The organism is Ensifer sp. LC11 (genome assembly GCF_001695835.1).
Taxonomy (GTDB): domain Bacteria; phylum Pseudomonadota; class Alphaproteobacteria; order Rhizobiales; family Rhizobiaceae; genus Ensifer.
On sequence record NZ_MBSO01000023.1, the window covers coordinates 176,406 to 197,394 of the forward strand.

At 62.9% G+C, this 20,989-nt stretch carries 20 protein-coding genes; 8 read left to right on the top strand and 12 right to left on the bottom strand.

Going from position 1 to position 20,989, the window contains the following annotated elements:
• Positions 1–7 precede the first annotated feature (7 nt).
• The 3 genes from BBX50_RS17090 to BBX50_RS17100 all read left to right on the top strand — a co-directional run bounded on the left by BBX50_RS17090 (position 8) and on the right by BBX50_RS17100 (position 3,410).
• Positions 8–322 (top strand): cupredoxin family copper-binding protein, encoded by a 315-nt coding sequence (locus tag BBX50_RS17090; RefSeq protein ID WP_065776518.1) that lies wholly within the window; start codon positions 8–10, stop codon positions 320–322.
• A gap of 186 nt (positions 323–508) precedes the next feature.
• Positions 509–1,531, top strand: a complete 1,023-nt coding sequence (locus BBX50_RS17095) for an LLM class flavin-dependent oxidoreductase (RefSeq protein WP_065776519.1) — start codon at positions 509–511, stop codon at positions 1,529–1,531.
• Positions 1,532–1,679: 148 nt separating this feature from the next.
• Positions 1,680–3,410 (top strand): adenylate/guanylate cyclase domain-containing protein, encoded by a 1,731-nt coding sequence (locus tag BBX50_RS17100; protein WP_065776520.1) that lies wholly within the window; start codon positions 1,680–1,682, stop codon positions 3,408–3,410.
• A gap of 94 nt (positions 3,411–3,504) precedes the next feature.
• Here BBX50_RS17100 and BBX50_RS17105 read toward each other — a convergent pair whose 3' ends face one another.
• The 6 genes from BBX50_RS17105 to BBX50_RS17130 all read right to left on the bottom strand — a co-directional run bounded on the left by BBX50_RS17105 (position 3,505) and on the right by BBX50_RS17130 (position 9,197).
• Positions 3,505–3,879 (bottom strand): hypothetical protein, encoded by a 375-nt coding sequence (locus BBX50_RS17105; protein WP_065776521.1) that lies wholly within the window; start codon positions 3,877–3,879, stop codon positions 3,505–3,507.
• A 119-nt stretch (positions 3,880–3,998) separates the two neighbouring features.
• Positions 3,999–4,769, bottom strand: coding sequence for an ABC transporter ATP-binding protein (locus BBX50_RS17110; RefSeq protein ID WP_065776522.1), 771 nt, complete (start codon positions 4,767–4,769; stop codon positions 3,999–4,001).
• 9 nt (positions 4,770–4,778) lie between these two features.
• Positions 4,779–5,762, bottom strand: a complete 984-nt coding sequence (locus tag BBX50_RS17115; protein ID WP_065776720.1) for an ABC transporter substrate-binding protein — start codon at positions 5,760–5,762, stop codon at positions 4,779–4,781.
• A gap of 38 nt (positions 5,763–5,800) precedes the next feature.
• Positions 5,801–6,658 carry an ABC transporter permease gene (locus tag BBX50_RS17120; protein ID WP_065776523.1) on the bottom strand — a complete coding sequence of 286 codons (858 nt, stop codon included), beginning with the start codon at positions 6,656–6,658 and terminating at the stop codon, positions 5,801–5,803.
• 8 nt (positions 6,659–6,666) lie between these two features.
• Positions 6,667–8,019 (bottom strand): LLM class flavin-dependent oxidoreductase, encoded by a 1,353-nt coding sequence (locus tag BBX50_RS17125; protein ID WP_065776524.1) that lies wholly within the window; start codon positions 8,017–8,019, stop codon positions 6,667–6,669.
• 287 nt (positions 8,020–8,306) lie between these two features.
• Positions 8,307–9,197 (bottom strand): LysR family transcriptional regulator, encoded by an 891-nt coding sequence (locus BBX50_RS17130; RefSeq protein WP_065776525.1) that lies wholly within the window; start codon positions 9,195–9,197, stop codon positions 8,307–8,309.
• Positions 9,198–9,338: 141 nt separating this feature from the next.
• On the opposite strand from BBX50_RS17130, the gene BBX50_RS17135 reads away from it, so the two are divergent.
• From BBX50_RS17135 to BBX50_RS17145, 3 genes are all read left to right on the top strand, one after another.
• Positions 9,339–10,181 carry an oxidoreductase gene (locus BBX50_RS17135; RefSeq protein ID WP_065776526.1) on the top strand — a complete coding sequence of 281 codons (843 nt, stop codon included), beginning with the start codon at positions 9,339–9,341 and terminating at the stop codon, positions 10,179–10,181.
• A 213-nt stretch (positions 10,182–10,394) separates the two neighbouring features.
• The gene (locus BBX50_RS17140; RefSeq protein WP_065776527.1) at positions 10,395–11,756 is read left to right on the top strand and encodes a dicarboxylate/amino acid:cation symporter; all 1,362 of its coding nucleotides are present in this window, start codon (positions 10,395–10,397) and stop codon (positions 11,754–11,756) included.
• An 86-nt stretch (positions 11,757–11,842) separates the two neighbouring features.
• Positions 11,843–12,331: an SRPBCC family protein gene (locus tag BBX50_RS17145; RefSeq protein ID WP_065776528.1), complete on the top strand. Its 489-nt coding sequence runs from the start codon at positions 11,843–11,845 to the stop codon at positions 12,329–12,331.
• A 203-nt stretch (positions 12,332–12,534) separates the two neighbouring features.
• Here BBX50_RS17145 and BBX50_RS17150 read toward each other — a convergent pair whose 3' ends face one another.
• The 5 genes from BBX50_RS17150 to BBX50_RS17170 are packed head-to-tail and all read right to left on the bottom strand — an operon-like array spanning position 12,535 to position 17,957.
• Complete coding sequence (locus BBX50_RS17150) at positions 12,535–13,551, bottom strand: ABC transporter ATP-binding protein (RefSeq protein ID WP_065776529.1); 1,017 nt, start codon at positions 13,549–13,551, stop codon at positions 12,535–12,537.
• Positions 13,548–14,543 (bottom strand): ABC transporter ATP-binding protein, encoded by a 996-nt coding sequence (locus BBX50_RS17155; protein ID WP_065776530.1) that lies wholly within the window; start codon positions 14,541–14,543, stop codon positions 13,548–13,550. The genes BBX50_RS17150 and BBX50_RS17155 overlap by 4 nt, the downstream gene beginning before the upstream one ends.
• Positions 14,536–15,444, bottom strand: coding sequence for an ABC transporter permease (locus BBX50_RS17160; protein ID WP_065776531.1), 909 nt, complete (start codon positions 15,442–15,444; stop codon positions 14,536–14,538). The genes BBX50_RS17155 and BBX50_RS17160 overlap by 8 nt, the downstream gene beginning before the upstream one ends.
• Positions 15,435–16,370 carry an ABC transporter permease gene (locus BBX50_RS17165; protein ID WP_065776532.1) on the bottom strand — a complete coding sequence of 312 codons (936 nt, stop codon included), beginning with the start codon at positions 16,368–16,370 and terminating at the stop codon, positions 15,435–15,437. The genes BBX50_RS17160 and BBX50_RS17165 overlap by 10 nt, the downstream gene beginning before the upstream one ends.
• Positions 16,371–16,379: 9 nt before the next feature.
• Complete coding sequence (locus BBX50_RS17170) at positions 16,380–17,957, bottom strand: nickel ABC transporter substrate-binding protein (RefSeq protein WP_065776533.1); 1,578 nt, start codon at positions 17,955–17,957, stop codon at positions 16,380–16,382.
• Positions 17,958–18,397: 440 nt separating this feature from the next.
• On the opposite strand from BBX50_RS17170, the gene BBX50_RS17175 reads away from it, so the two are divergent.
• Together BBX50_RS17175 and BBX50_RS17180 are read left to right on the top strand one after the other, a co-directional pair.
• Positions 18,398–18,673: a metal-sensing transcriptional repressor gene (locus BBX50_RS17175; RefSeq protein ID WP_139108336.1), complete on the top strand. Its 276-nt coding sequence runs from the start codon at positions 18,398–18,400 to the stop codon at positions 18,671–18,673.
• Positions 18,674–18,724: 51 nt separating this feature from the next.
• Entirely contained in the window at positions 18,725–20,047 is a 1,323-nt protein-coding gene (locus BBX50_RS17180) for an MFS transporter (protein ID WP_065776535.1), read from the top strand.
• Between the two features lies 1 nt (position 20,048).
• On the opposite strand, the gene BBX50_RS17185 is transcribed toward BBX50_RS17180, so the two are convergent.
• Positions 20,049–20,657, bottom strand: coding sequence for a TetR/AcrR family transcriptional regulator (locus BBX50_RS17185; protein WP_065776536.1), 609 nt, complete (start codon positions 20,655–20,657; stop codon positions 20,049–20,051).
• Positions 20,658–20,989: the final 332 nt, after the last annotated feature.

Genomic DNA, 20,989 nt, shown 5'->3' on the forward strand with positions numbered 1-20,989 from the left:
CCGCGTCATGGTCTCGAAGCGGAGCCTTTGTGTCCTTTGCGGTCTGACCCTGATCTTGGCCGGATCGCCAGCGCGAGCCGAAACCATTCGCGTCACCATCGAAAAGCTCGTCTTTTCGCCCGCCGAGATCAGCGTCGCCGTCGGCGACGTGGTCGAGTGGCAAAACAACGACGTCATGGCGCACACGGCAACAGTGAAGGGCGACTTCGACATCGCGATCCCGCCCGGAGGGACAGCGGCGCTCACCGTCACCAAGGCCGGCACGTTCGACTATTTTTGCCGCTTTCACCCGAACATGAAGGCACGCCTCCAGGTGTGGTGAGGTTGAAAGGTCCTCATTCACGCCTCTCCTGCAGAAGGAGGTAAGCACGGGTGCCCTCCGGGTTGCGACAGCGGGCGGCATGACAGCCGGCGCCGCCGTTCACGGCGAAGTCACCGCTGGCCGCCTATATCGCGAACCGGAATCGTGCCATGAAGCGATCGGTTTCATTCGACAGGCGGCACGACCATGAAGAAGATCGGGTTTCTTTCCTTCGGACACTGGACGCCTTCGCCGCAGTCACAGACGCGATCGGCAGCCGACACGCTGCTGCAGTCGATCGATCTGGCGGTGGCGGCCGAGGAACTGGGCGCCGATGGCGCCTATTTCCGGATCCATCATTTCGCCCGCCAGCTCGCCTCGCCGTTCCCGCTTTTGGCAGCCATCGGCGCCAAGACCAGCCGGATCGAAATCGGCACCGCCGTCATCGACATGCGCTACGAAAACCCGCTCTACATGGCCGAGGATGCCGGCGCAGCCGATCTGATTGCCGGCGGACGCCTGCAACTCGGCATCAGCCGCGGTTCACCGGAACAGGTGATCGATGGCTGGCGCCATTTCGGCTACCAGCCATCCGAGAGCGAGACGGACAGCGACATGGCCAGGCGGCACGCAGAGGTGCTTCTGGACGTCCTTCGCGGCGAAGGCTTCGCCGAGCCCAACCCGCGCCCGATGTTCCCCAATCCCCCGGGCCTGCTGCGCATCGAGCCGCATTCACAAGGGCTTCGAGAGCGGATCTGGTGGGGTGCCGGCTCGAATGCCACCGCCGTTTGGGCGGCGAAACACGGCATGAACCTGCAAAGCTCCACGCTCAAGGACGACGAAAGCGGACTTCCGTTCCATGTCCAGCAGGCCGACCAGATCCGTGCCTACCGTGAAGCCTGGAAGGCAGCCGGCCACACGCGCGAAGCGCGCGTGTCGGTCAGCCGCAGCATCTTTGCGCTGGTGGACGACCGCGACCGCGCCTATTTCGGCCAGTCAAATCAGCAAGAGGACAAGATCGGCTTCATCGACGACAACACGCGGGCGATCTTCGGACGCAGCTACGCCGCCGCGCCGGACGTCCTGATCGAGCAACTGGCAAAGGACGAAGCGATAGCCGAGGCGGATACGCTGCTGCTGACCGTCCCGAACCAGCTGGGCGTCGAGTACAACGCGCATGTGATCGAGGCGATCCTGAAGCACGTGGCGCCGGCCCTTGGCTGGCGCTGAGCGGCAGTTGCCATAGCGGAAGTACGCAGGATCGTCACCAGGTTTGGAGTTTCGGCCGATGTCGATCGAGCTCATAAGCATTCCCTCATAGACATTTCCGGCCGACGTCCTACAATCCGGTGCACCCCATTTTGCGGAAGCGCGCGATATGGCTGAAGAACGCGCCCAACGGCGTCTCGCCGCAATCGTAGCTGCCGATGTCGTCGGTTATGGCCGCCTCGTCGAACTGGACGAAGGCGGTACACTTGCGATGTTGAAAGAACGACGCAGGCAGATCCTCGATCCCCTTGTGCGCGAGCATAACGGCCGCATCGTCAAGACGATGGGCGACGGCGTGCTGGTGGAGTTTGCCAGTGCCGTGAATGCAGTCACCTGTGCGATCGACATTCAGAAGGGCATGGCAGCAGCCAATCAAGGCCTCGCTGACGACCGCCGAATTCTGCTGCGCATCGGCATCAATCTCGGCGATGTCGTCGTCGAAAGCGGCGATCTCTACGGCGACGGCGTCATTGTCGCGGCGCGGCTTCAGGCCATGGCCGGCTCCGGCGAAATCTACGTTTCCGGCAATATATACGACCAGGTGCGACGGCGTCTCTTTTGCGATTTCGACGCACTTGGTCCGCAGGCAATCAAGAACATCGTCGAGCCGGTTTCGCTCTATCGCATCAGCACGGCGACCTTGAGCCAAGGCAGCGGCGCCAAGGCTTCTTTGCCGTTGCCCATCAAGCCCTCCATAGCCGTCCTTCCCTTCACCAATATGAGCAACGAACCGGAACAGGAGGTCTTCGTCGACGGCTTGACCGAAGACCTGATCACCGACCTCTCCAGGGCCGGAGGGCTGTTCGTCATCGCCAGCAATTCGGTTTTCGCCTACAAGGGCCGGCATGAGGACGTGCGCCGGATCGCGCGCGAACTCGGCGTTCGCTACGTGCTGGAAGGCAGCGCCCGACGGGCGGCGGGCCGCGTTCGCATCAATGCCCAGCTGATCGACGCCTTGCAGGGCGATCACCTGTGGGCGGAGAGGTTTGACCGTGGCCTGGAGGACATGTTCGCCGTTCAGGACGAGGTAACGAGCAGGATCGTCGAGGCCCTTGTTGGGCGGCTAACGGATACGCCGGCCCGCAACCGTCCATCGAACCTGAAAGCTTACGACTATTGCGTCCGGGCGCGCACGCTCGGCCTGCAGACCGCAGGGGCAGCAAGAGAAGCGATCTTTCTTCTCGAACGGGCGCTCGCACTCGATCCGAACTATGCCGAGGCGCATCGACTCCTGGCCCTGAATCTCTGGCTAAGCTGGGAATTCTGGGACCAGCCGATCGTCCCTTACCGGCAACGTGCCGTCAGCGAGGCGCAGAAGGCGGTAGCCCTCGACCCTAATGATGCCGGGAACCGCTGGGTCCTCGGAATCGTTCTCGGTCACGAGTGCCGCTGGGAGGAATCCGACGCCGAATTCGACCTGGCCCTGACGCTCGATCCGAACCACGCCGACGCCTGGGCAATGCGCTCCGACCTCATCGTCCTTGCCGGCCGACCGTCCCAGGCGATCGATCACGTTCACAAGGCGCTTCGGCTGAACCCGCATCCTCCAGGCTGGTACTACTGGATGCTTGGGCAGGCGCAATACGCCAGTCGCGACTACGAGGCGGCGGTCCAGACCTTGCGCCACCCGGCAACCTATCGGGCGACATCGCGCCGGCTGCTTGCTGCCAGCCTGGCCAGACTCGGTCGCCTGGACGAGGCGCGCACCGAAGCCCAATTGTTTCTGATGAACAATCCGAACTTCACCATCACCGGCTGGGCGGCATCGCAGCCATTCAGGGACGAAAAAATGTTGCAACACTTCGTAGAAGGCTATCGCTTGCTGGACCTGCCAGAATAGCGGTGCTTCAGGACGGTGCGCAAAACGACGGACGCGTGGGATTGCTACCCACGCGTCACCTCTCGCGCTGCCCGCTGAATCACCGGCAACAAACTTAAGGAACCTGCGGCGGATGCGCGACGCCGAGGTAATAGTCGCCCTCCCCGCCACTCTGATACTCGCCCGTGTAGCGCTGGCGGGCGTCTCCGAGCGTGCGCGCCGGCGGGCGATAGACGTAGCCCGGCGCCGGATCGACATAGATGCTGCCGGTCGGCATCGGGTCGACATAGACCTGTGCGGGCGCAGGCTCAACATAGACCGGCCCAGGCGCGGGCTCGACATAATACGGCCCGGTCGACAGTACCCTGTTTTGGGTGCCAGGCGGGTTGTGCGGGTCGATGCCGGTATAAAAGCCGTTGGCCAGGACCGGTGTTGCTGCACCAAGGGCGAAAACGATTGCCGTAAATGACATAGCTTTGGAAATACTCATGGCTTTGCTCCTGTCTCGGCTCGACATTCGGCCCTTGGTTGGGCCAACTCGGCTGCGCCTCCGACGAATGCCGCCTTGGCAAGATAACGCTTGATCGTTGCAACCGTTCCGCCGCAGCCTCAATGCAATCCGAAGATGCTGAGCAGTTCTTCGCGATGACGGACGAAATCGGGCGCGCTGCGGTCGCGTGGTCGCGGCAGGTCGATTTCGATCAGCCGGGGCTCGCCCTCTTTCTCGCGCGGCAGGATCAGGATGCGGTCGGCGAGATAGATCGCCTCCTCAAGGTCGTGGGTGACGAGAACCGTCGTCACGTCCTCGTCGCGCCAGATCCGCGCGAGTTCCTGCTGCATGCTGATCTTGGTCATGGCGTCGAGCGCGCCGAGTGGCTCATCGAGCAGCAGGATTTCCGGCTGCACCGCGAGTGCACGGGCGATGCCCACCCGCTGGGCCATGCCGCCGGAGAGTTGCCGGGGATAGGCGCCTTCAAACTGCTGCAGGCCGACGAGCTGGACGTAGTGCTGCGCCCGCCCCCTTGCCTCGCTGCGGGAAAGACCGCGCGTCTCCAGCCCGAAGCCGACATTGTCGAGCACCGTCAGCCAGGGCAGAAGCCTCGGTTCCTGGAAAATGACGGCACGTTCAGCGCCGACACCCCGAATTGCCGTACCGTCGATCAGCACGTCGCCCGCATCCGCATCCTCGAGCCCCGCCAGCACCCGCAGCAGGGTCGTTTTACCGGAGCCACTGGCGCCGACGATCGCGAGCGTCTCGCCCGAGCGAATGTTGAGATTGATATCCTTGAGAACAGGCAGTGGCGCACCGTTCAGACGGTAGGATTTGGAGAGGTGACGGATCGTCACCTCTCCACGGCGAAGGTTCTGCTGAACACCCATGGCCGATCCTCAGTTGCTGGCCAGCGGGCCGTCGACGGCGAAAAGCACGTCCTTGGGTGCCAGCTGCCCTTCTTTCAACTTGCCTTCGCGCACCAGAACGTCGATCCAGAACTGGAGATCACGCTCGACGGGCAGACCGCCTGCACGCACGCCGTAGCCGCGGAAATACTGGGCGATGTCGGGGTTTTCGCCACGTGCCTTCAGTGCCTTGGCAAAGATCTGCTTGGTCTCTTCAGGATGTTCCCGGGCATAGTCGAGCGCGCGGGCGGACTGAAGAACGAAGGTCTTCGCCGCCTCGGGGTGCTCTTTCACGAAATCGCGCCGGAGCACCACGAAACCACCGGCGATTTCGCCGAGCACGTCGGTATCGTCGAATATGGCACGAAGGCCACCGTTCTTGCGTGCCGCCCCCTCGAAGGTCGTCTGCCAGTAGCCGAAGGCCGAAACATCAACCTGACCGGAGCGCAGGACCTGCTCGAGCTGTGGCCCGGGGACGACGATCTGGTTGGCGGCATCCGACGGCAGGCCGACGGAATGCAAGGCCTCGCGGATGGTGTAGTCGAGATGCGCTCCGAGCGTGTTGACGGCAACGCTCTTGCCGGCGATGTCCTTGATGCTCTTGATGGGGCTGTCTTCGAGCACATAGAAGATCGACTGCACCTCGTCATTGATGCCGTTCGACGGGTAGGCGGCGACGAAATCGTTGCCGCTGATGATCGAATTCAGAACGGCGGAGGTGGCGGCACTGCCGATCTCGACGTCGCCGGACGCAAGCGCAATCAGCGAGGCCGGGCCACCGGTGGCATAGCCGATGTTCTCGATGGTTATGCCGGTGCCGTCGAAATAGCCGAGTTCCTGTGCGAACTCGTGGGCCGACAGGCCGCCCTGGCTGGCGAGGTAACGCAGCTTGACTTCGTCTGCGGCAGCCGCGGGCGCTGTGAGCGCGAAGGCGATTGTTGCCGAAAGCAGAAGATTGCGGGGGTGGAAGGTCATCTCGATATCCTTTCCGAAGAAAAATTGAAGCAAACGGATCAGTTGTTGGGCTGGGACCAGCGGCAAAGGTTGCGCTGGAGCAGAACGAGCAGCGCATTCGCCGCCAGTCCGAGCAGGGCGAGCAGCAGGATCGCGGCGAACATCAGCGGGATCTGGAAATTGTACTGGGCGTTCATGACCTGGAAGCCGATGCCCTTGTTGGCACCGATCATTTCGGCGGCGATCAGAAGCAGAAGCGCCGTGGTGGCAGAGAGACGCAGCCCCACGAAGATCGCCGGAACCGAGGCCGGCAGCACCACACGCCGGAAGATCGCAAGTGGTCCGGCGCCATAGGTCCGCGCCATCTCGATCAGTTTCCTGTCGACCTCCTTGACGCCGCCGATGGTGGACAAAAGGATCGGAAACAGCGTTGCCCAGAAGATCACAAAGACCTTGGAGGTTTCGCCGAGGCCGAGCAGCAGGATGAAGACCGGATAGAGCGCCAGCGCCGACGTCTGGCGGAAGAGCTGCAGGATCGGATCGAGCGCCTGCTCGACGAGGCGAACCTGGCCCATGAACAGGCCAAGAGGTATGCCCACTGCCACCGCTGCGGCAAAGGCGATGCCGGACCGCTGCAGGCTGATGGCGATGTCGTCCAAGAGGGCTCCGCTGGAAAGCCCACCCCAAAGGGCGGAAACAATCACGTCGAGCGGCGGAAAGACTGCCGGATTGACCCAGCCGGTCGTGCTCGCAAGCTGCCAGAAGGCAAGAAAGCCAAAGAGCAGGCCGTATCGCGCCGCGATCGGCCCGAGAAAGCCGAGCAAGCGCGGAGGCGTTGCTGTCGGCGCTGAAACGCGCGCCAGGCGACGGTGTCCAAAGCTTGCGGCAAGGAAGGTGCTGACGTTTTCATAGGACATGTCGCACCTCACTCGGCTGCCTGGACGGCCGATCGCGCCGCGGCCCAACGGTTGACGGGAACGGGCAGGCCGAGGTTTTCGCGCAGCGTGCGACCCTCATAGGCCGTGCGGAACAGCCCGCGACGCTGCAGTTCCGGGATGACCAGTTCGACAAAGTCGTCGAGCGCGGTCGGGAACCAGGGCGGCAGGATGTTGAAACCGTCCGCGGCTTCGTTTTCAAACCATGCCTGCAGCGTGTCGGCGATCTGCTCGACCGAACCGACGATCGTGTAGTGGCCGCGCGCCGAGGCGATCCATTGGTAGAGCTGGCGAATGCTGAAGTTGTTTTCGTCGGCGATCTGGCGGATGAGCGCCTGCCGGCTCTTCATGCCCTCGGTCGGCGGCGCCGGCGGCAACGGGCCGTCGAGGTCGTAGCCGCCAAGATCGAGCGTGCCCCCCGTCAGTCCGTTCAAGAGACCGATCCCATCCTCTTCGACGATGAGCGAAGTCAGCCGATCATATTTTTCGCGCGCCTCGGCTTCGGTCCGGCCGACGAACGGAGAGACGCCGGGCATGACGAGGATGTGATCCGGGTTGCGGCCGAGCCCACGGGCGCGCGCCTTGATGTCGCGGTAAAACTCTTGGGCGGTTTCGATGTGCTGGTGCGCCGTGAAGATCACTTCTGCCGTCGCAGCCGCCAGCCCGCGGCCGTCATCGGACTGGCCCGCCTGCACGATGACGGGATGGCCCTGCGGCGAGCGCGAGATGTTGAGCGGGCCGCGCACTTTGAAGTGTTCGCCGCGGTGATCGGTATCGTGCAGCTTTGCGGAATCGAAGAAGACGCCCGTTTCCTTGTCGCGGATGAAGGTATCGTCTTCGAAACTGTCCCAGAGCTTTTTGACGACGTCGACATGCTCGGCCGCACGCCGATAACGCTCGGCATGGGGAAGTTGCGTGTCGCGATTGAAGTTCTGTGCCGTCGGATCGCCTGTTGTCGTCACCACGTTCCAGCCGGCGCGGCCGCCGGAGATCAGATCGAGCGAGGCGAACTTGCGCGCCGTCGTATAAGGCTCTTCATAGGTGGTCGAAGACGTTGCGATGAAGCCGAGATGGGTCGTCAGCGGTGCGAGCGCCGAGAACAGCGTCACCGGCTCGAAGCCCGCCACGCGGGCGTTGCCGCCCTCACGCGCACCGCCAAAGCCGATCGCCAGGCCGTCGGCCAGAAAATAGGCGTCGAACAGGCCGCGTTCCGCCGTCAGCGCCAATTGCTTGTGAAACTCGAAACTGGTTGCGCCGTCTGCAGGCTGGTCCGGGTGCCGCCAGGCGGCGATATGCTGCCCGCCGCCGGGAAGAAAGGCTCCAAGCCGGATCTTGCGTGTCATCTCATTCCTCTCCTCTGTTCGTCGCAAACCCGTGAGGCTCACGTGCTGCGGTGTAGCGCTGGCGGCAAATCCCGGGAGGGAAACGACAAGCCGCAACCACACACAGCTTACATTATCTATATCTTTTATAGAGAAAGAGGATTTCGCAGATGGTCGGCGCAGATGAAATGTTTTTGCTAATGCAGGCTCAATGCGGTGTCACTCACCGCTTGCCGGCCGACAAAGCCCGCCTCCGGGCGGGAACTATTGCGGCCACATTGTCTGCGATGGGACGTGGCCAGCGTGCCTCAGGCTTGATCCTTGATTGCCTCGATCAAGGCGCGGAAGCCCGCCGACAGATGTCGGCGGCTCGGATAGTAGAGATAAAGCGGCTCTTCCGGCTGACACCAACTGTCCAGCACCTGAACAAGTGCGCCGCTGGCAATGTGCCTGCGCACTCGGTTTTCCCAGACATAGGCAAGCGCCACGCCGCTTAGCGCCGCTTCCACCATCAATTCGTGATCGTCGAGCGAAAGCGGCCCGGTCGGATGGAAAGTCACAGGCTGCCCGTCTTTCTCGAACTCCCAGGCATAGCGGGCGCCGGACGGAAACATGTTCTGGATGCAGAGGTGACGCTTGAGGTCATGCGGCGTCTCCGGCTTCGGCCGCTCCGCAAAATAGGCGGGCGAGCCGACGACCACGAGGCGCAAGCGCTGCTTGAGCCGCAGGGCGATCATGCCTTCGCTCACCCGTTCGCCGAACCGAATTCCGGCGTCGAAGCCCTCGCCGACAATGTCAACGAGCCGATCCGTGGCGCTGATTTCAAGCTGGAGGTTGGGATTGTTTTCGAGCAGGGGGCCGATGACATGGCCGATGACAAAGGGCGCGATCGAGTTTGGAACGTTGATCCTGACGCGACCGAACGGCGTATCGCGGAACTTGTTGAGCGCATCGAGCGCGGAGGCGATCTCGCCGAAAGCAGGATCGACATAGGATTGCAGGAGCTCGCCGGCCTCCGTCAGCGAAACGCTGCGCGTCGTGCGGTTGAGGAGCCGGATGCCGATCCGGCTTTCGAAATTGAGCACCGCATGGCTGATGGCGGACGCCGTCACGCCCCGCTCCTCGCCGGCCTTGCGAAAACTCCTGTGCCGGGCGACCGCGGCGAAGGCTGCGAGTTCGGCGAGCTCTGACGCACGCATTAATGAGCACCATTCATCATAGTTACGAGAATAACGAATCTTATGCAGCGAAGCGCTTTGCGTCAAATTCACCTCGTCAGCACGGGATGCGGACGCGAAACGGCTCAGAAAGAGCCGATCAAAATTTCGAAGGAGTTCGTCATGAAGGTCTGGTTTATCACGGGTGCATCGCGTGGCCTCGGCGCATTGATGGCCAAGGAAGCCCTGGCAGCGGGCGACGCGGTTGTCGCCACCGCACGCAATCCGAGCACGGTTACCGAGCAACTCGGCACCCACCCCAACCTGCTCGCCGTCGCCCTCGATGTCACCAATGAGGCCCAGGCGAAGGAAGCTGCCGCAGCCGCGGTCCAGCGTTTCGGCCGCATCGATATTCTCGTCAACAATGCCGGCTACGGTCTGCTCGGCGCTGTCGAGGAGGCAACGGCGGAGGAAATCGAAAAACTCTACGCCACCAATGTCTTCGGGCTCCTCAAGGTGACGCGCGCCGTGTTACCTCACATGCGCCGGCAGCGTTCGGGCCATATCCTGAACTTCTCCTCGATCGGCGGCTATTTCGGCTATCCCGGCTGGGGCGTCTATGGTTCGACGAAGTTCGCCGTCGAGGGCCTTTCGGAATCGCTTGCGGCAGAGGTCCAGCCCTTCGGCATCAAGGTAACGATCGTCGAGCCCGGTTTCTTCCGCACCGACTTCCTCGCCGACAATTCGCTGGCGGTCAGCGCTGCCGCCATCCCCGACTATAAGGGCACGCCGGCCGGCAACATGCGCGACTTTGCGGCCGGTGCGAACCATGCGCAGCCCGGAAACCCTGAGAAACTCGCCGCCGGCATCGTGACCCTGGTGAATGCGCCAAACCCGCCGCTGCGCATGCCCTTCGGCAGCGACACCGTGGCCGTCATCGAGGAACAGAATGCGAGTGTTGCAAGGGAGCTCGCCGAATGGCGCGACCTCGCTCTTTCCACGGATTTCGCAAAAGGCGTCGCCTGATCGATTGTCGAACCTCTGGCTCCGCTCGCCACCGCAAGCGGAGTCGGGACACCCCCCGCAGCCTGGTTTAGGTCTGCGAAATTATTCCACTCTGAGTGGTTTGCGAGACAAAGGGTTTCTTACCTTTCGAATGAGACTCGACTAATTTTTGGGCACTTTCGGCGGTCATTGCCCAAGACGTGGCCGCCGTCACCCCATCGAGAGTACAATCCCTTGTCCCAAGCAATCTCCAAATCTCCATCAAAGCCGCTCTACGCCTCCTTCGGTTTCCAAGTCCTGGCCGCCATGGTCATCGGCCTGCTGCTCGGCCTCATCGCCCGCAACATGGGCGCCGATGTCGCCGGCAACCCGAACTGGCTGACCGTCACCCTGCAGACGATCGGCTCGATCTTCGTGCAACTGCTGCGCGCCCTGGTGCCGCCGCTGGTCTTCACTGCCATCGTCGCCTCGATCGCCAACCTGGCGACGCTGCAGAATGCCGCCAAGCTCGTCTGGCAGACGCTGCTCTGGTTCGCGATCACCTCGCTGATCGCGGTCATCATCGCGATTGCGCTCGGTCTCGCCATCCAGCCGGGCATCGGCTCGGCGGTTTTGCAGGAAGCGGCCAAGGCGCCCTCCTATGCCGGCTCCTGGCTCGATTTCCTGAAGGGCCTCGTGCCCGCCAACGTGCTCGGCCTTGAGGCCAGCACCAAGCTCACAGACAGCGGCGCGACCACCTCGCTCAATTTCAACGTGCTGCAGATCCTGGTGGTTTCGATTGCCGTCGGCGCCGCCGCGCTGAAGGTCGGTGATGCCGCCAAGCCGTTCCTCGCCTTCAACCAGTCGCTGCTCGCTGTCGTGCGCAAGATCCTGTGGTGGGTCATTCGCCTGACGCCGATCGGCACGATCGGCCTGCTTGGCCGCGCCGTTGCCCAATACGGCTGGGAAACCCTGGCGCAGCTCGGCTGGTATGCCGCTGCCGTCTATATCGGCCTCGCCATCGTGCTCTTCGTCGTCTATCCGGCATTGCTCGCCGCCCACGGTCTGAAGCCGTCGCGCTTCTTTGCCGGCGCCTGGCCGGCGATCCAGCTCGCCTTCGTCTCCCGTTCCTCGGTCGGCACCCTGCCCGTCACCGAAACCGTGACCGAAAAGAGCCTCGGCGTGCCGCGCGAATATGCGGCCTTCGCCGTGCCGCTCGGCGCAACCACGAAGATGGACGGTTGTGCGGCAATCTACCCGGCGATTTCGGCGATCTTCATCGCGCAGTTCTTCGGCCTGCCGCTCGGAATCCAGGAATATGTGCTGATCGTCTTCGTCTCGGTGCTCGGCTCCGCCGCAACGGCCGGTCTTACCGGTGCAACGGTCATGCTGACGCTGACGCTTTCGACGCTCGGCCTGCCGCTTGAAGGCGTCGGCCTGCTGCTCGCCATCGACCCGATCCTCGATATGGGCCGCACGGCGGTCAACGTCGCCGGCCAGGCGCTGGTGCCGACCATCGTCGCCAAGCGCGAAGGCATTCTCGACGAAACCGTCTACAACGGTGACAAGGTCGTCGACGACTTCGAGCCGCTCGCAGCCGCAGCACGGGCCGCCTAGCGACACATCCGACAAGACAGCATGCGGGCGGCAAGGTTCGCATGCTGTGTTATGCTGCGGCCACCCGCCTGCCAAGGGGATCCGCGATGACGTCGACCGAATTTCATCTTGTTACCGAGTGGACGATCGGCGCCCCTGTCGAGGATGTGTGGCGAGAACTCAGCACGCCGGAGCGCTGGCCCGAATGGTGGCCGTCAGTGAAGCAGGTCACTCTGCTGCGGGACGGTGACGACCGCGGCATCGGTGCAGTGCGCCGCCTGCGCTGGGCTACGGCGCTTCCCTACGATCTGACCTTCGATATGGAGACTACCCGGGTGGAACCGCCTTCGATCATCGAAGGTAGAGCTCTTGGCGAACTCGAGGGCGTGGGCCGCTGGACACTGCATGGCGACGGCACTAGCTGCCGCGTTCGGTACGATTGGATCGTGCAGGTCACAAAACCCTGGATGGTCCAGCTTTCATTCCTCTTGAGACCCGTTTTCCGCTGGAACCATGGGGTCGTGATGGAACGCGGCCGACGAGGCCTTGTGGATCGCCTCGGCAAGAAGCAGGCTGGCGAGAGGCGGAAGGGCTAGCCATTCCTGCTCTGGGCTCTCGCATCTTCCTTGATGATTTCGCCGAGGTGACAAAAAAGCCCCGCTCGATGGCGGGGCAGTCGCGCACCCCCAGCTTAAAAGGATGCGAGGGAGAGTAGGCCCGGACTGGATCCGGGTCGCCTGGTCCAGCAACTCGCGACGCCCCACACCGGGTTCCGCCGGCGGTCAGTGCCTCCACAGGATCATGCAGCCGACACCTCCTGCTGAAGGAGGGCCGATCGCTTGCCGCGATGGAGATCCGCGGCGAAAGTGCAGGCCGCCGTATGCTCCGGCGAAAGCACACGGGACGGCGGCATCGCCTTGGCGCAGTCGTCGACGGCAAGGGGGCAGCGGGTTCGAAACCGGCAGCCCGACGGCGGATTTGTCGGGCTGGGCACCTCCCCGATCATCAGCGGTCCCCTGCGGTTCTTCTCGATCCGGGGATCGACCTCGGGTGCCGACGCCAGCAGCATCTGCGAATAGGGGTGGCTCGGATGATCGTAAAGTTCCCGCGACGAGCCATGCTCAACGATCTTGCCGAGATACATCACATAGACCCGCGAGGCCGCCTGCCGCACCAGGGCAAGATCATGGGCAATGAACAGGCATGCAACGCCCAGATCCTTCTGCAGCCGCAGGAAGAGGTTCATCACCTGCGCGCGGATCGAAAGATCGAGCGCGCTCACCGGTTCGTCGCAGATCAGCACACGGGGGTTCACGGCAAGCGACCGGGCGATTGCGACCCGCTGGCGCTGACCGCCCGAAAGCTCGCGCGTGTGACGGTCCCTGACCGCTGAGGCGAGGCCCACCTGATCCAGCAGCTCCTTCGTACGACGATCGCGCTCCTCCGGCGACCGGGTGCCGGCGATCACCAGCGCTTCGTCGATCGCTTCGCCCACCGTCTGGCGGTCGTTCAGGGACGAATAGGGATCCTGGAAGACGTATTGCAGCGCCCGGCGGCTATCGCGGAGCGCAGCTCCGGACAGGGTGGTGAGATCGACGCCGTCGAGCAGAACGCGGCCGCTCGTCGCCTTCTCGAGCCCGACGATGGTGCGTCCGAGGGTCGACTTGCCGCAGCCGGATTCGCCGACCAGGCCGACGATCTCGCCCGGATAGAGTTCGATCGAGACGTCGTCGACGGCATGCACATATTTGCCCCGCTGAACGCTCTTGAAGCGCGTCTGCAGGTTTTCGACCTTGAGAACGGGAGCCTGTGTCATGCGGCAGCCTTTCCTTGATTGACGACGGGACAGGCCACGAGAACGGCGCTGTCATCCGACCGGACGAGCGGTGGGCGGCTGTTGCCGCATGCCGGGACGGCCAACTCGCAGCGCGGCGCAAGGGCACAGCCCCTGATCGGCGCACCGAGCGTCGGCGGAATACCGGGAAGCCCACGGAACTCTGAACCGATCGGGTCCTCCCGCCTCGGGATCGCGTTGATCAGGCCCCTGGTGTAGGGGTGGCGCGGGCTGACCAGAACCTTGTCCACCGGACCGCATTCGGCGGCGCGCGCCGCATACATGACGACGATGTTGTCGGCCGCACCCGCCACCACGCCCATGTCGTGGGTAATCAGCACCATCGCCATGTTCAGCCGACGCTGCACGTCCTTCAGCAGCCGCAGGATCTGCGCCTGAACCGTCACGTCGAGCGCGGTCGTCGGCTCGTCGGCGATCAGGAGCTTCGGTTCGCCGGCAAGCGCGATGGCAATGACGATGCGTTGTCTCAGACCGCCAGACAGCTCATGCGGATATTGCCGCAGCCGTGCCGCGGGATCGGAGATGCCGACGAGCTTGACGAGCTCGAGCGCACGGGCTTCTGCCGCTCTGGGCGTAAGGTTCAGATGCAGCTCTGCCATCTCGGCAATCTGCCGGCCGATCCGGCGCACCGGGTTGAGCGCGCTCATCGGGTCCTGGAAGATGAAGCCGACGGACTTGCCGCGCAGCTTCTGGATCTCGGTCTCGGGCAGGCCGATCAGTTCCCGCCCTTCGAGTTTGACGGAGCCGGAGAGCATTGTCGTTACGCCGGTTGGCATCAGGCCGAGCGGCGCGAAGTTCATCACCGTCTTGCCGCTGCCGCTTTCACCGACGATGGCGAGACATTCGCCCTGTCGGACCGAATAGCTGACGCCGTCGACCGGGCAGACCGCCGATTTCGCGGTCAGCAAGTTGACCGTCAGGTTGCTGACATCAAGGAGCGGTTGGTCATGCATCGGAATTCTCCTTGCTCCAGCTTGCGACCTCGGCGCGACGCATCGCGAGCATGCGCCTTGTGAGCGGTTTCGGAATACGGTTGAGCGCGATCGACTCGCCAAGCGTGTTGAAGCCGATGACGGCCATGGTGAGGGCAAAGCCCGGCAGCAGAACCTGACGCGGGTCGGATTCGAGATAGGGCAGCGCATCCACCAGCATCTGCCCCCATTCCGGTGTCGGCGGCTGAATGCCGAGGCCGAGGAAGCTCAAGGTCGCGACCGCCAAAGCGGCCGTGCCGGCATCCGCCGTCGCATAGACCATCACCGAACCGATGGTGCCCGGCAGAAGGTGGCCGAAGTAAATGCGCCAGGGGCTGGCGCCGAGCACCCGCAGAGCCTCGATATGCGGCTTGCTCATGATGCTGACGGCGACCGCCCGGCTGATGCGGCCGCTCATCGGCCACCAGGCAAGCGCCAGCGCCAGCACCATCGTCCAGTACCCGGGACCGACAATGCCGATGACCGCCAGCGAGATGATCAGGCTCGGCACGGACAGGCCGACATCGACGACGCGCATCAGGAGGTCGTCGACCCAACCCCTATGATAGCCGGCGATCGTTCCGAGCAGGATGCCGATGGTCATGGCGACCCCGAGAACCGAACCGACGCTGACAAGCGAGGTGTTCGCGGCGATGATCAAGCGGCTGAAGGTGTCGCGTCCGAGGTGGTCGGTTCCAAGCCAATGGGCGGCGGACGGACCAAGCCCCGCGTCCAGCAGGTTCTGGGCGCTCGGATCCTGGGGCGCCAACCAGGGCGCGAAGGTTCCAAGCGCAACGAAGAGGCCGATGGTGATCAGTGCCGCGCGCGGCATCTTGTTCAATCGGGCGAGAATGGGATTGAGCATGTTCATGATCAGCTCCATTGGCGACGGATGCGCGGATCGGTCATGAGGACTGCCAGATCGACGACGAGGTTCACCACGATGAAGAAAGTGAGGAAGATGAGCAGGCACGCCTGCACGACCATGAAATCGCGGAAGCGAACGCCGGCGAGGAAGTAGTCGCCCACACCCTGCCAGGCGAACAGCGGCTCGACGATGATGGCGGTCGCCGTCATCAAACCGACCTGGGTGCCGAGCGCGTTGACGAAGATCGGCGTGATGTTGGGCAGCGCCTCGCGGAAGAGGATGGCGGTGCGGCCGAGGCCTTTGCTCTTTGCGGTCAGAACGAAGGGGCTGGTCATCGCTTCTTCCAGTCCCACCCGCACGACGCGACTGAGAACGGCCGCCGGCAGAACCGCGATGGTGAGCCATGGCAGGATCCAGCTCTTCGGGCCGGCGAAACCGAACGATGGCAGGAGCTGGAAGGTGACCGAGAAGGCGTAGATCATCAGCGCACCGACGAAGAAGGTCGGGGTCGATGCGCCAAGGAGCGCCAGACCGCGCGAAACGCGGTCCGGCAATTTGTAGGGCCAGAAGGCACCGAGGAACCCAAGCGCCAGACTGATGAGGGTGGCGATCACCGCCGAGCCCGCAATCAGCGTTCCGGTCACGAGCATCCGGTTTGCGAGATCCGCACTGACGTCCTGACCCGTTCGGTAAGAGATGCCGAAATCTCCGCGAACGGCATCCCCCAACCAATCCACGTAGCGCATCAGCAGTGGCTTGTTCAGTCCTATCTCTTCTTCAACTTGTTCAACATAACCGGGTGTGGCGACGGCTCCCCGCAGCTCGGCAATCAGGACGGCAACATTGCCGGGCGCCGACACGACGAGAGTGAAGCAAACCACGGACGCCATGAACAACAGGATCAGGGAATGCTTCAGCCGCTTGCTGATGAAGTGGATCAAGGTACCCTCCTATTCTTCCAGCAGAATGTTGTCGTAGGGCATGTCGTATTCGGTGACCGGGCTAGTAAAGCCGTGGAGCCGCTTGGAATGCGCCCAGATGCTCGGCACATAGACGAGCGGCGCAATCGCGTCGTTGTCCCTCAGCCAGTCATAAACCTTCTGGATGGTCGGCTGGATCTGATCCCCGGACGCGGCCGTCGCCGCATTGATCAACGGATCGAGGTTGACCGGATCCGTAACCAGCTTGCCTTCGACGTCATTCTTGAAAGTCGACAGGCAGAGCGCCACGATCGAGCCGAACGGATCATATGGTGCGCCGTAGGTGAGGAAGAAGCCGAGATCGTATTTCTGCTCCAGCATGTCGGTGTGCTTGGAGGCGTGGTCGACCGAGCGGATCACCAGATCAATGCCGATCTCCTTCATCTCGGACTGGATGACCTCGGCAATCACGCGCGATCCCGGCACGGCGTCCGGGCTGACGACCAGTTCGAGCGTCAGCGGCTTGCCGTCCTTGGACCTTATGGGACTTCCGGTCCAGCCGGCCTTTTCGAGCAGCGCCGATGCGGCCGCAGCGTCGCGGACCGGTGCATCATATTGCGCCCCGGCATAGGGCAAAGCGCCTGAGAACATGTTGCCGGCAGGCTTGGCGTAGCCGTGGTAGAGCACCTTGGAGATCGCCGCGCGATCGATGCCGATGCTGATGGCCTTGCGCACCTGCGCGTCCTTGAGCGCCTCGGCGCGGTCGGGGTTGAACGCCATCACCAGCGTGACGTTGCCCGGATCGACGACGACGTTGAAGCCGGCCCCTTCGAGCTGCTTGCCCTCTTCCGGCGTCAGCGGCGCAATCCAGAATCCGCCGACGAGGTCGATTTCGCCGGCGCGCAGAGCCGCGACCCGCGACCGGGCATCGGGAATAACCTTGGCCTCAAGGCGTTCATAGGACGGCAACTGACCCCAGTAGCCCTCGTGATGTTCGAAGACACTCTGGGTGTCGTCGGCGCTGATCTGGCGCCACGGCCCCGTTCCGACCGGGTCCTTGAACTTGCCGTCGGCGCCCACCGACTTGGGCGACAGGAAGCGTGTCGGCCGCGTATAGGAGAGTTCCTGCATCAGCGCCAGGACCGGCTCCTTGAAATGCAGCGTGATGTTGTAGTCGTCGACCACGTCCAGCGACTGGAAGTACTTGGAGCAATTCATCCAACTGAACTGGTCGAGACCCATCCAGCGTTCGAGGTTCCATTTGCACGAGGCAGCATCGAACTTGGTGCCGTCCTGGAACGTCACGCCCTGGCGCAAAGTCAGGTGCAGCGTCCTGCCGCCATCCTCGATCTTCCAGTCGGTCGCAAGGCACGGCTCGATCTGACCGCCCTTGCCGTATTTGACGAGCGGCTCGAACATCAGATCCTGGATCGCCCAGATGGCATAATGGCTCTGCGGATCGAGATTGCCGGCAGGCTTGGCGATGGCGACCCGGAGCGTGCCGGCGGCACCTTGTGCATAGGCGATTTTCGACAGGGCACCCTGGGCGATGGCCAAGCCGATAGCGCCGGCCGCCCCTTGCAGGAACGTACGTCTATTCACTGACATGAGTTTATCTCCTCCTGTTAGGCGCTCCTCGCGCCGTCGATACAAGCGGCCTCCACACCGTTTTGTATAGACAAAACAACTGTCTCATGTATGCAATATTACGTCAATATCGTATTTTAGATTGTCGGCATTTTTGAAAGCCGAGTGAAGATTCGGCGAGCCAGACACGCCGAGACGAGCGGGAAACCACCCATTTCTCGGCTCATTCTGTCAAATCTCGGCCGCAGCTCCGGCCGTTTTCCAGTCAGATTGGCCTTCCTCCACTTGAATCCCGGAAGATTGCAAAACTCAAATTGTATGCAATATGAAGACAGGCGCTTCACTTGTCGCAGCGTTCGCGCGCGATTGAATAGCGCTAGGGCGGTACTCGCGCCTGCGGGTCAGGACGATCTCGGCAAGCACTACTTGATATATCCTATCCGGGGGGATAGGTTATGCAAATGACCGAACACAGGCACGAAACCCACCCGGAGATCGTCAAGCGGCTGAAGCGCGCCGAGGGCCATCTGAAGAGCGTCATCGCCATGATCGAGGGCGGCAGGCCCTGCCTCGACATCGCCCAGCAGCTTCATGCTGTCGAAAAGGCGATCAGCCAGGCGAAGCGAGCCCTGATCCAGGACCACCTCGACCATTGCCTCGAAGACGCCGTCGGCGCGCTGCCGCGTGACCAGCGCCACTCCATCGACGCGTTCAAGGCAATCACGAAGTACCTGTAAGACCAAGCCTTTCCGCCTGCGCCGCGAATCCAATAAGCAAGCCGAACCGTCATGCTGCAAATTCTCGCCCACCGCACCTATCGCCACCTCTTTCTGGCCCAGGTGATCGCACTCGTCGGGACCGGTCTTGCGACGGTTGCCCTCGGGCTTCTCGCCTATGAACTGGCAGGGGCCGAAGCCGGCGCAGTGCTCGGCACCGCTCTCGCCATCAAGATGATCGCCTATGTTGGCGTGGCGCCGGTCGCAGCCGCCTTCGCCGAACGGCTTCCTCGCCGTGCCATGCTCGTCTCTCTCGATCTGGTGCGCGCCGCCGTCGCCCTTTTCCTGCCGTTCGTCACCGAGATCTGGCAGGTCTATGTGCTGATCTTCATGCTGCAATGGGCCTCCGCCGCCTTTACCCCGACGTTCCAGGCGACCATTCCGGATGTCCTGCCGGACGACAAGGAATACACCCGTGCACTCTCGCTCTCGCGACTTGCCTATGACCTTGAAAGCGTCGCCAGTCCGATGCTCGCAGCAGCATTGCTGACCGTCATCAGCTTTCATAGCCTGTTCGCCGGCACGGTCATCGGCTTCCTTGTTTCGGCCGCTCTGGTGATGTCCGTCGCCCTTCCGAGCCCGACGTCGACCGAGCGGCGTGGGATCTATGAGCGGACGACGCGGGGCTTGCGCATCTATCTCGCAACGCCGCGGCTCAAAGGACTGCTGGCGCTCAACCTTGCGGTCTCGGCAGCAGGCTCGATGGTGATCGTCAACACGGTGGTGCTGGTGCAGGCGAAATTCGGGCTCACCCAAAGCGACACAGCAATCGCGCTCGCCGTGTTTGGCGGCGGCTCAATGATCGCGGCCTTGCTGCTCCCGCGCCTTCTCGACAAGACGCCGGACCGCGCCGCCATGCTTGCAGGCGCCACCGTCCTCGTCGCCAGCCTGTTTGCTGGTGTCTTCGTTTGGAACTACTGGCAGCTTTTGCTGCTATGGGCGCTGATCGGCCTTGGCTATTCGCTGGCGCAGACGCCGGCCGGCCGCCTGCTGCGACGCTCGGCGCACCGCCAAGACCGGCCGGCGCTCTTTGCTGCCCAGTTTGCGCTTTCGCATGCCTGCTGGCTGATCACCTATCCGCTTGCAGGCTGGCTTGGGGCGGCCATGGGGCTGCCGGCGACCTTTGCGGCGCTCTCCGTCATCGCCGCAGCGGCAATCGTCACCGCAGCGCGGCTCTGGCCGGCGCACGATCCCGACGAGATCGAGCACATTCATGAGAAGCTCGGCCACGACCACCCTCACCTTGTCGGCGCGACGCGGGTCGGCGATGGACACAGGCACGTGCATGTTTTCGTGATCGACAGCCACCACCCGGATTGGCCGGCCGGACGCTAAGTCACACCTGTTTGGGCGCGAGGCCGCCGCGAGCAAAGGACTGGATCGCCGCGTCGGCGATCTCAGCAAATCGGGCGCTCGGCCCTTGCGCGCCCGAAGTTTGCTGGGTGGCGCGCGCGCCCTCGATCAACAACAGCAACGTGTCTGAGAGCAACTCGGCATCCACAATGTCCGCCTTGCGACAGAGTGCGACGACGCGATCGCGCTGTGCATCCTTGAACGCCCTGATGACCGAGCGACCCGGATGCCCCTCGTCCGTCAATTGAACCGCAGCGCTCATCATTTCGCAGTGACAATTGTCATCGTCGAGGTGCTCCGCGATCCGCCGGACCCACGTCCTGAGCTGCGCCAGACCGTCGTCGGGATGCGTGCGCTCCAGCTCCTGCCAGAAGCCGTCCATCTCCATTCCCGCGCGGTAAAGACATTCGACGATGAGTTCGTCCTTCGAGTTGAAGTGACGATAGAGTGTCATCTTGTTGCTGTCGGCCGCGCCGGCAATGGCATCGACGCCAGTGGCGCGAATGCCATTCCTGCGGAACAGGGCGCGCGCCGCCTCGACGATACGATCACGCGGGGATCTGTGGGTTTTTCTGCGGAAATCCGTTGTCATCGCACTGGGTCCGGCGAAATCTGTATGGAAATCTTACCCCTTGACGCCTCGTAAGCGCTCGATAACATGCGGCCCTGTTACCGACCAGTAACATTTTCGGCAGAGGCGCGAGAAACAGGCGTCTGCCCCATACGTTTTTCGAACACTTCGGTAACCGCGGAAAAAATTCGAGCGCAATGTCGGTGGGCGCGGTCGTCAGGCGTCTTTTAGCCAGAGTGCACACCGCACGGACTTTTTAAGTTTGATCACGTTCACGATCCGGGTCGATCCATCCGATCGTGATTGCATGCCGGAGCCTTATGATGCGCATGCTGGATGGGCTGAAGGCGAAG

Coding starts and splice junctions, on each gene's coding strand:
- BBX50_RS17090 (WP_065776518.1), top strand. CDS start 8: ATGGTCTCGAAGCGGAGCCTTTGTGTCCTTTGCGGTCTGACCCTGATC.
- BBX50_RS17095 (WP_065776519.1), top strand. CDS start 509: ATGAAGAAGATCGGGTTTCTTTCCTTCGGACACTGGACGCCTTCGCCG.
- BBX50_RS17100 (WP_065776520.1), top strand. CDS start 1,680: ATGGCTGAAGAACGCGCCCAACGGCGTCTCGCCGCAATCGTAGCTGCC.
- BBX50_RS17105 (WP_065776521.1), bottom strand. CDS start 3,879: ATGAGTATTTCCAAAGCTATGTCATTTACGGCAATCGTTTTCGCCCTT.
- BBX50_RS17110 (WP_065776522.1), bottom strand. CDS start 4,769: ATGGGTGTTCAGCAGAACCTTCGCCGTGGAGAGGTGACGATCCGTCAC.
- BBX50_RS17115 (WP_065776720.1), bottom strand. CDS start 5,762: ATGACCTTCCACCCCCGCAATCTTCTGCTTTCGGCAACAATCGCCTTC.
- BBX50_RS17120 (WP_065776523.1), bottom strand. CDS start 6,658: ATGTCCTATGAAAACGTCAGCACCTTCCTTGCCGCAAGCTTTGGACAC.
- BBX50_RS17125 (WP_065776524.1), bottom strand. CDS start 8,019: ATGACACGCAAGATCCGGCTTGGAGCCTTTCTTCCCGGCGGCGGGCAG.
- BBX50_RS17130 (WP_065776525.1), bottom strand. CDS start 9,197: ATGCGTGCGTCAGAGCTCGCCGAACTCGCAGCCTTCGCCGCGGTCGCC.
- BBX50_RS17135 (WP_065776526.1), top strand. CDS start 9,339: ATGAAGGTCTGGTTTATCACGGGTGCATCGCGTGGCCTCGGCGCATTG.
- BBX50_RS17145 (WP_065776528.1), top strand. CDS start 11,843: ATGACGTCGACCGAATTTCATCTTGTTACCGAGTGGACGATCGGCGCC.
- BBX50_RS17150 (WP_065776529.1), bottom strand. CDS start 13,551: ATGACACAGGCTCCCGTTCTCAAGGTCGAAAACCTGCAGACGCGCTTC.
- BBX50_RS17155 (WP_065776530.1), bottom strand. CDS start 14,543: ATGCATGACCAACCGCTCCTTGATGTCAGCAACCTGACGGTCAACTTG.
- BBX50_RS17160 (WP_065776531.1), bottom strand. CDS start 15,444: ATGGAGCTGATCATGAACATGCTCAATCCCATTCTCGCCCGATTGAAC.
- BBX50_RS17170 (WP_065776533.1), bottom strand. CDS start 17,957: ATGTCAGTGAATAGACGTACGTTCCTGCAAGGGGCGGCCGGCGCTATC.
- BBX50_RS17175 (WP_139108336.1), top strand. CDS start 18,398: ATGACCGAACACAGGCACGAAACCCACCCGGAGATCGTCAAGCGGCTG.
- BBX50_RS17180 (WP_065776535.1), top strand. CDS start 18,725: ATGCTGCAAATTCTCGCCCACCGCACCTATCGCCACCTCTTTCTGGCC.
- BBX50_RS17185 (WP_065776536.1), bottom strand. CDS start 20,657: ATGACAACGGATTTCCGCAGAAAAACCCACAGATCCCCGCGTGATCGT.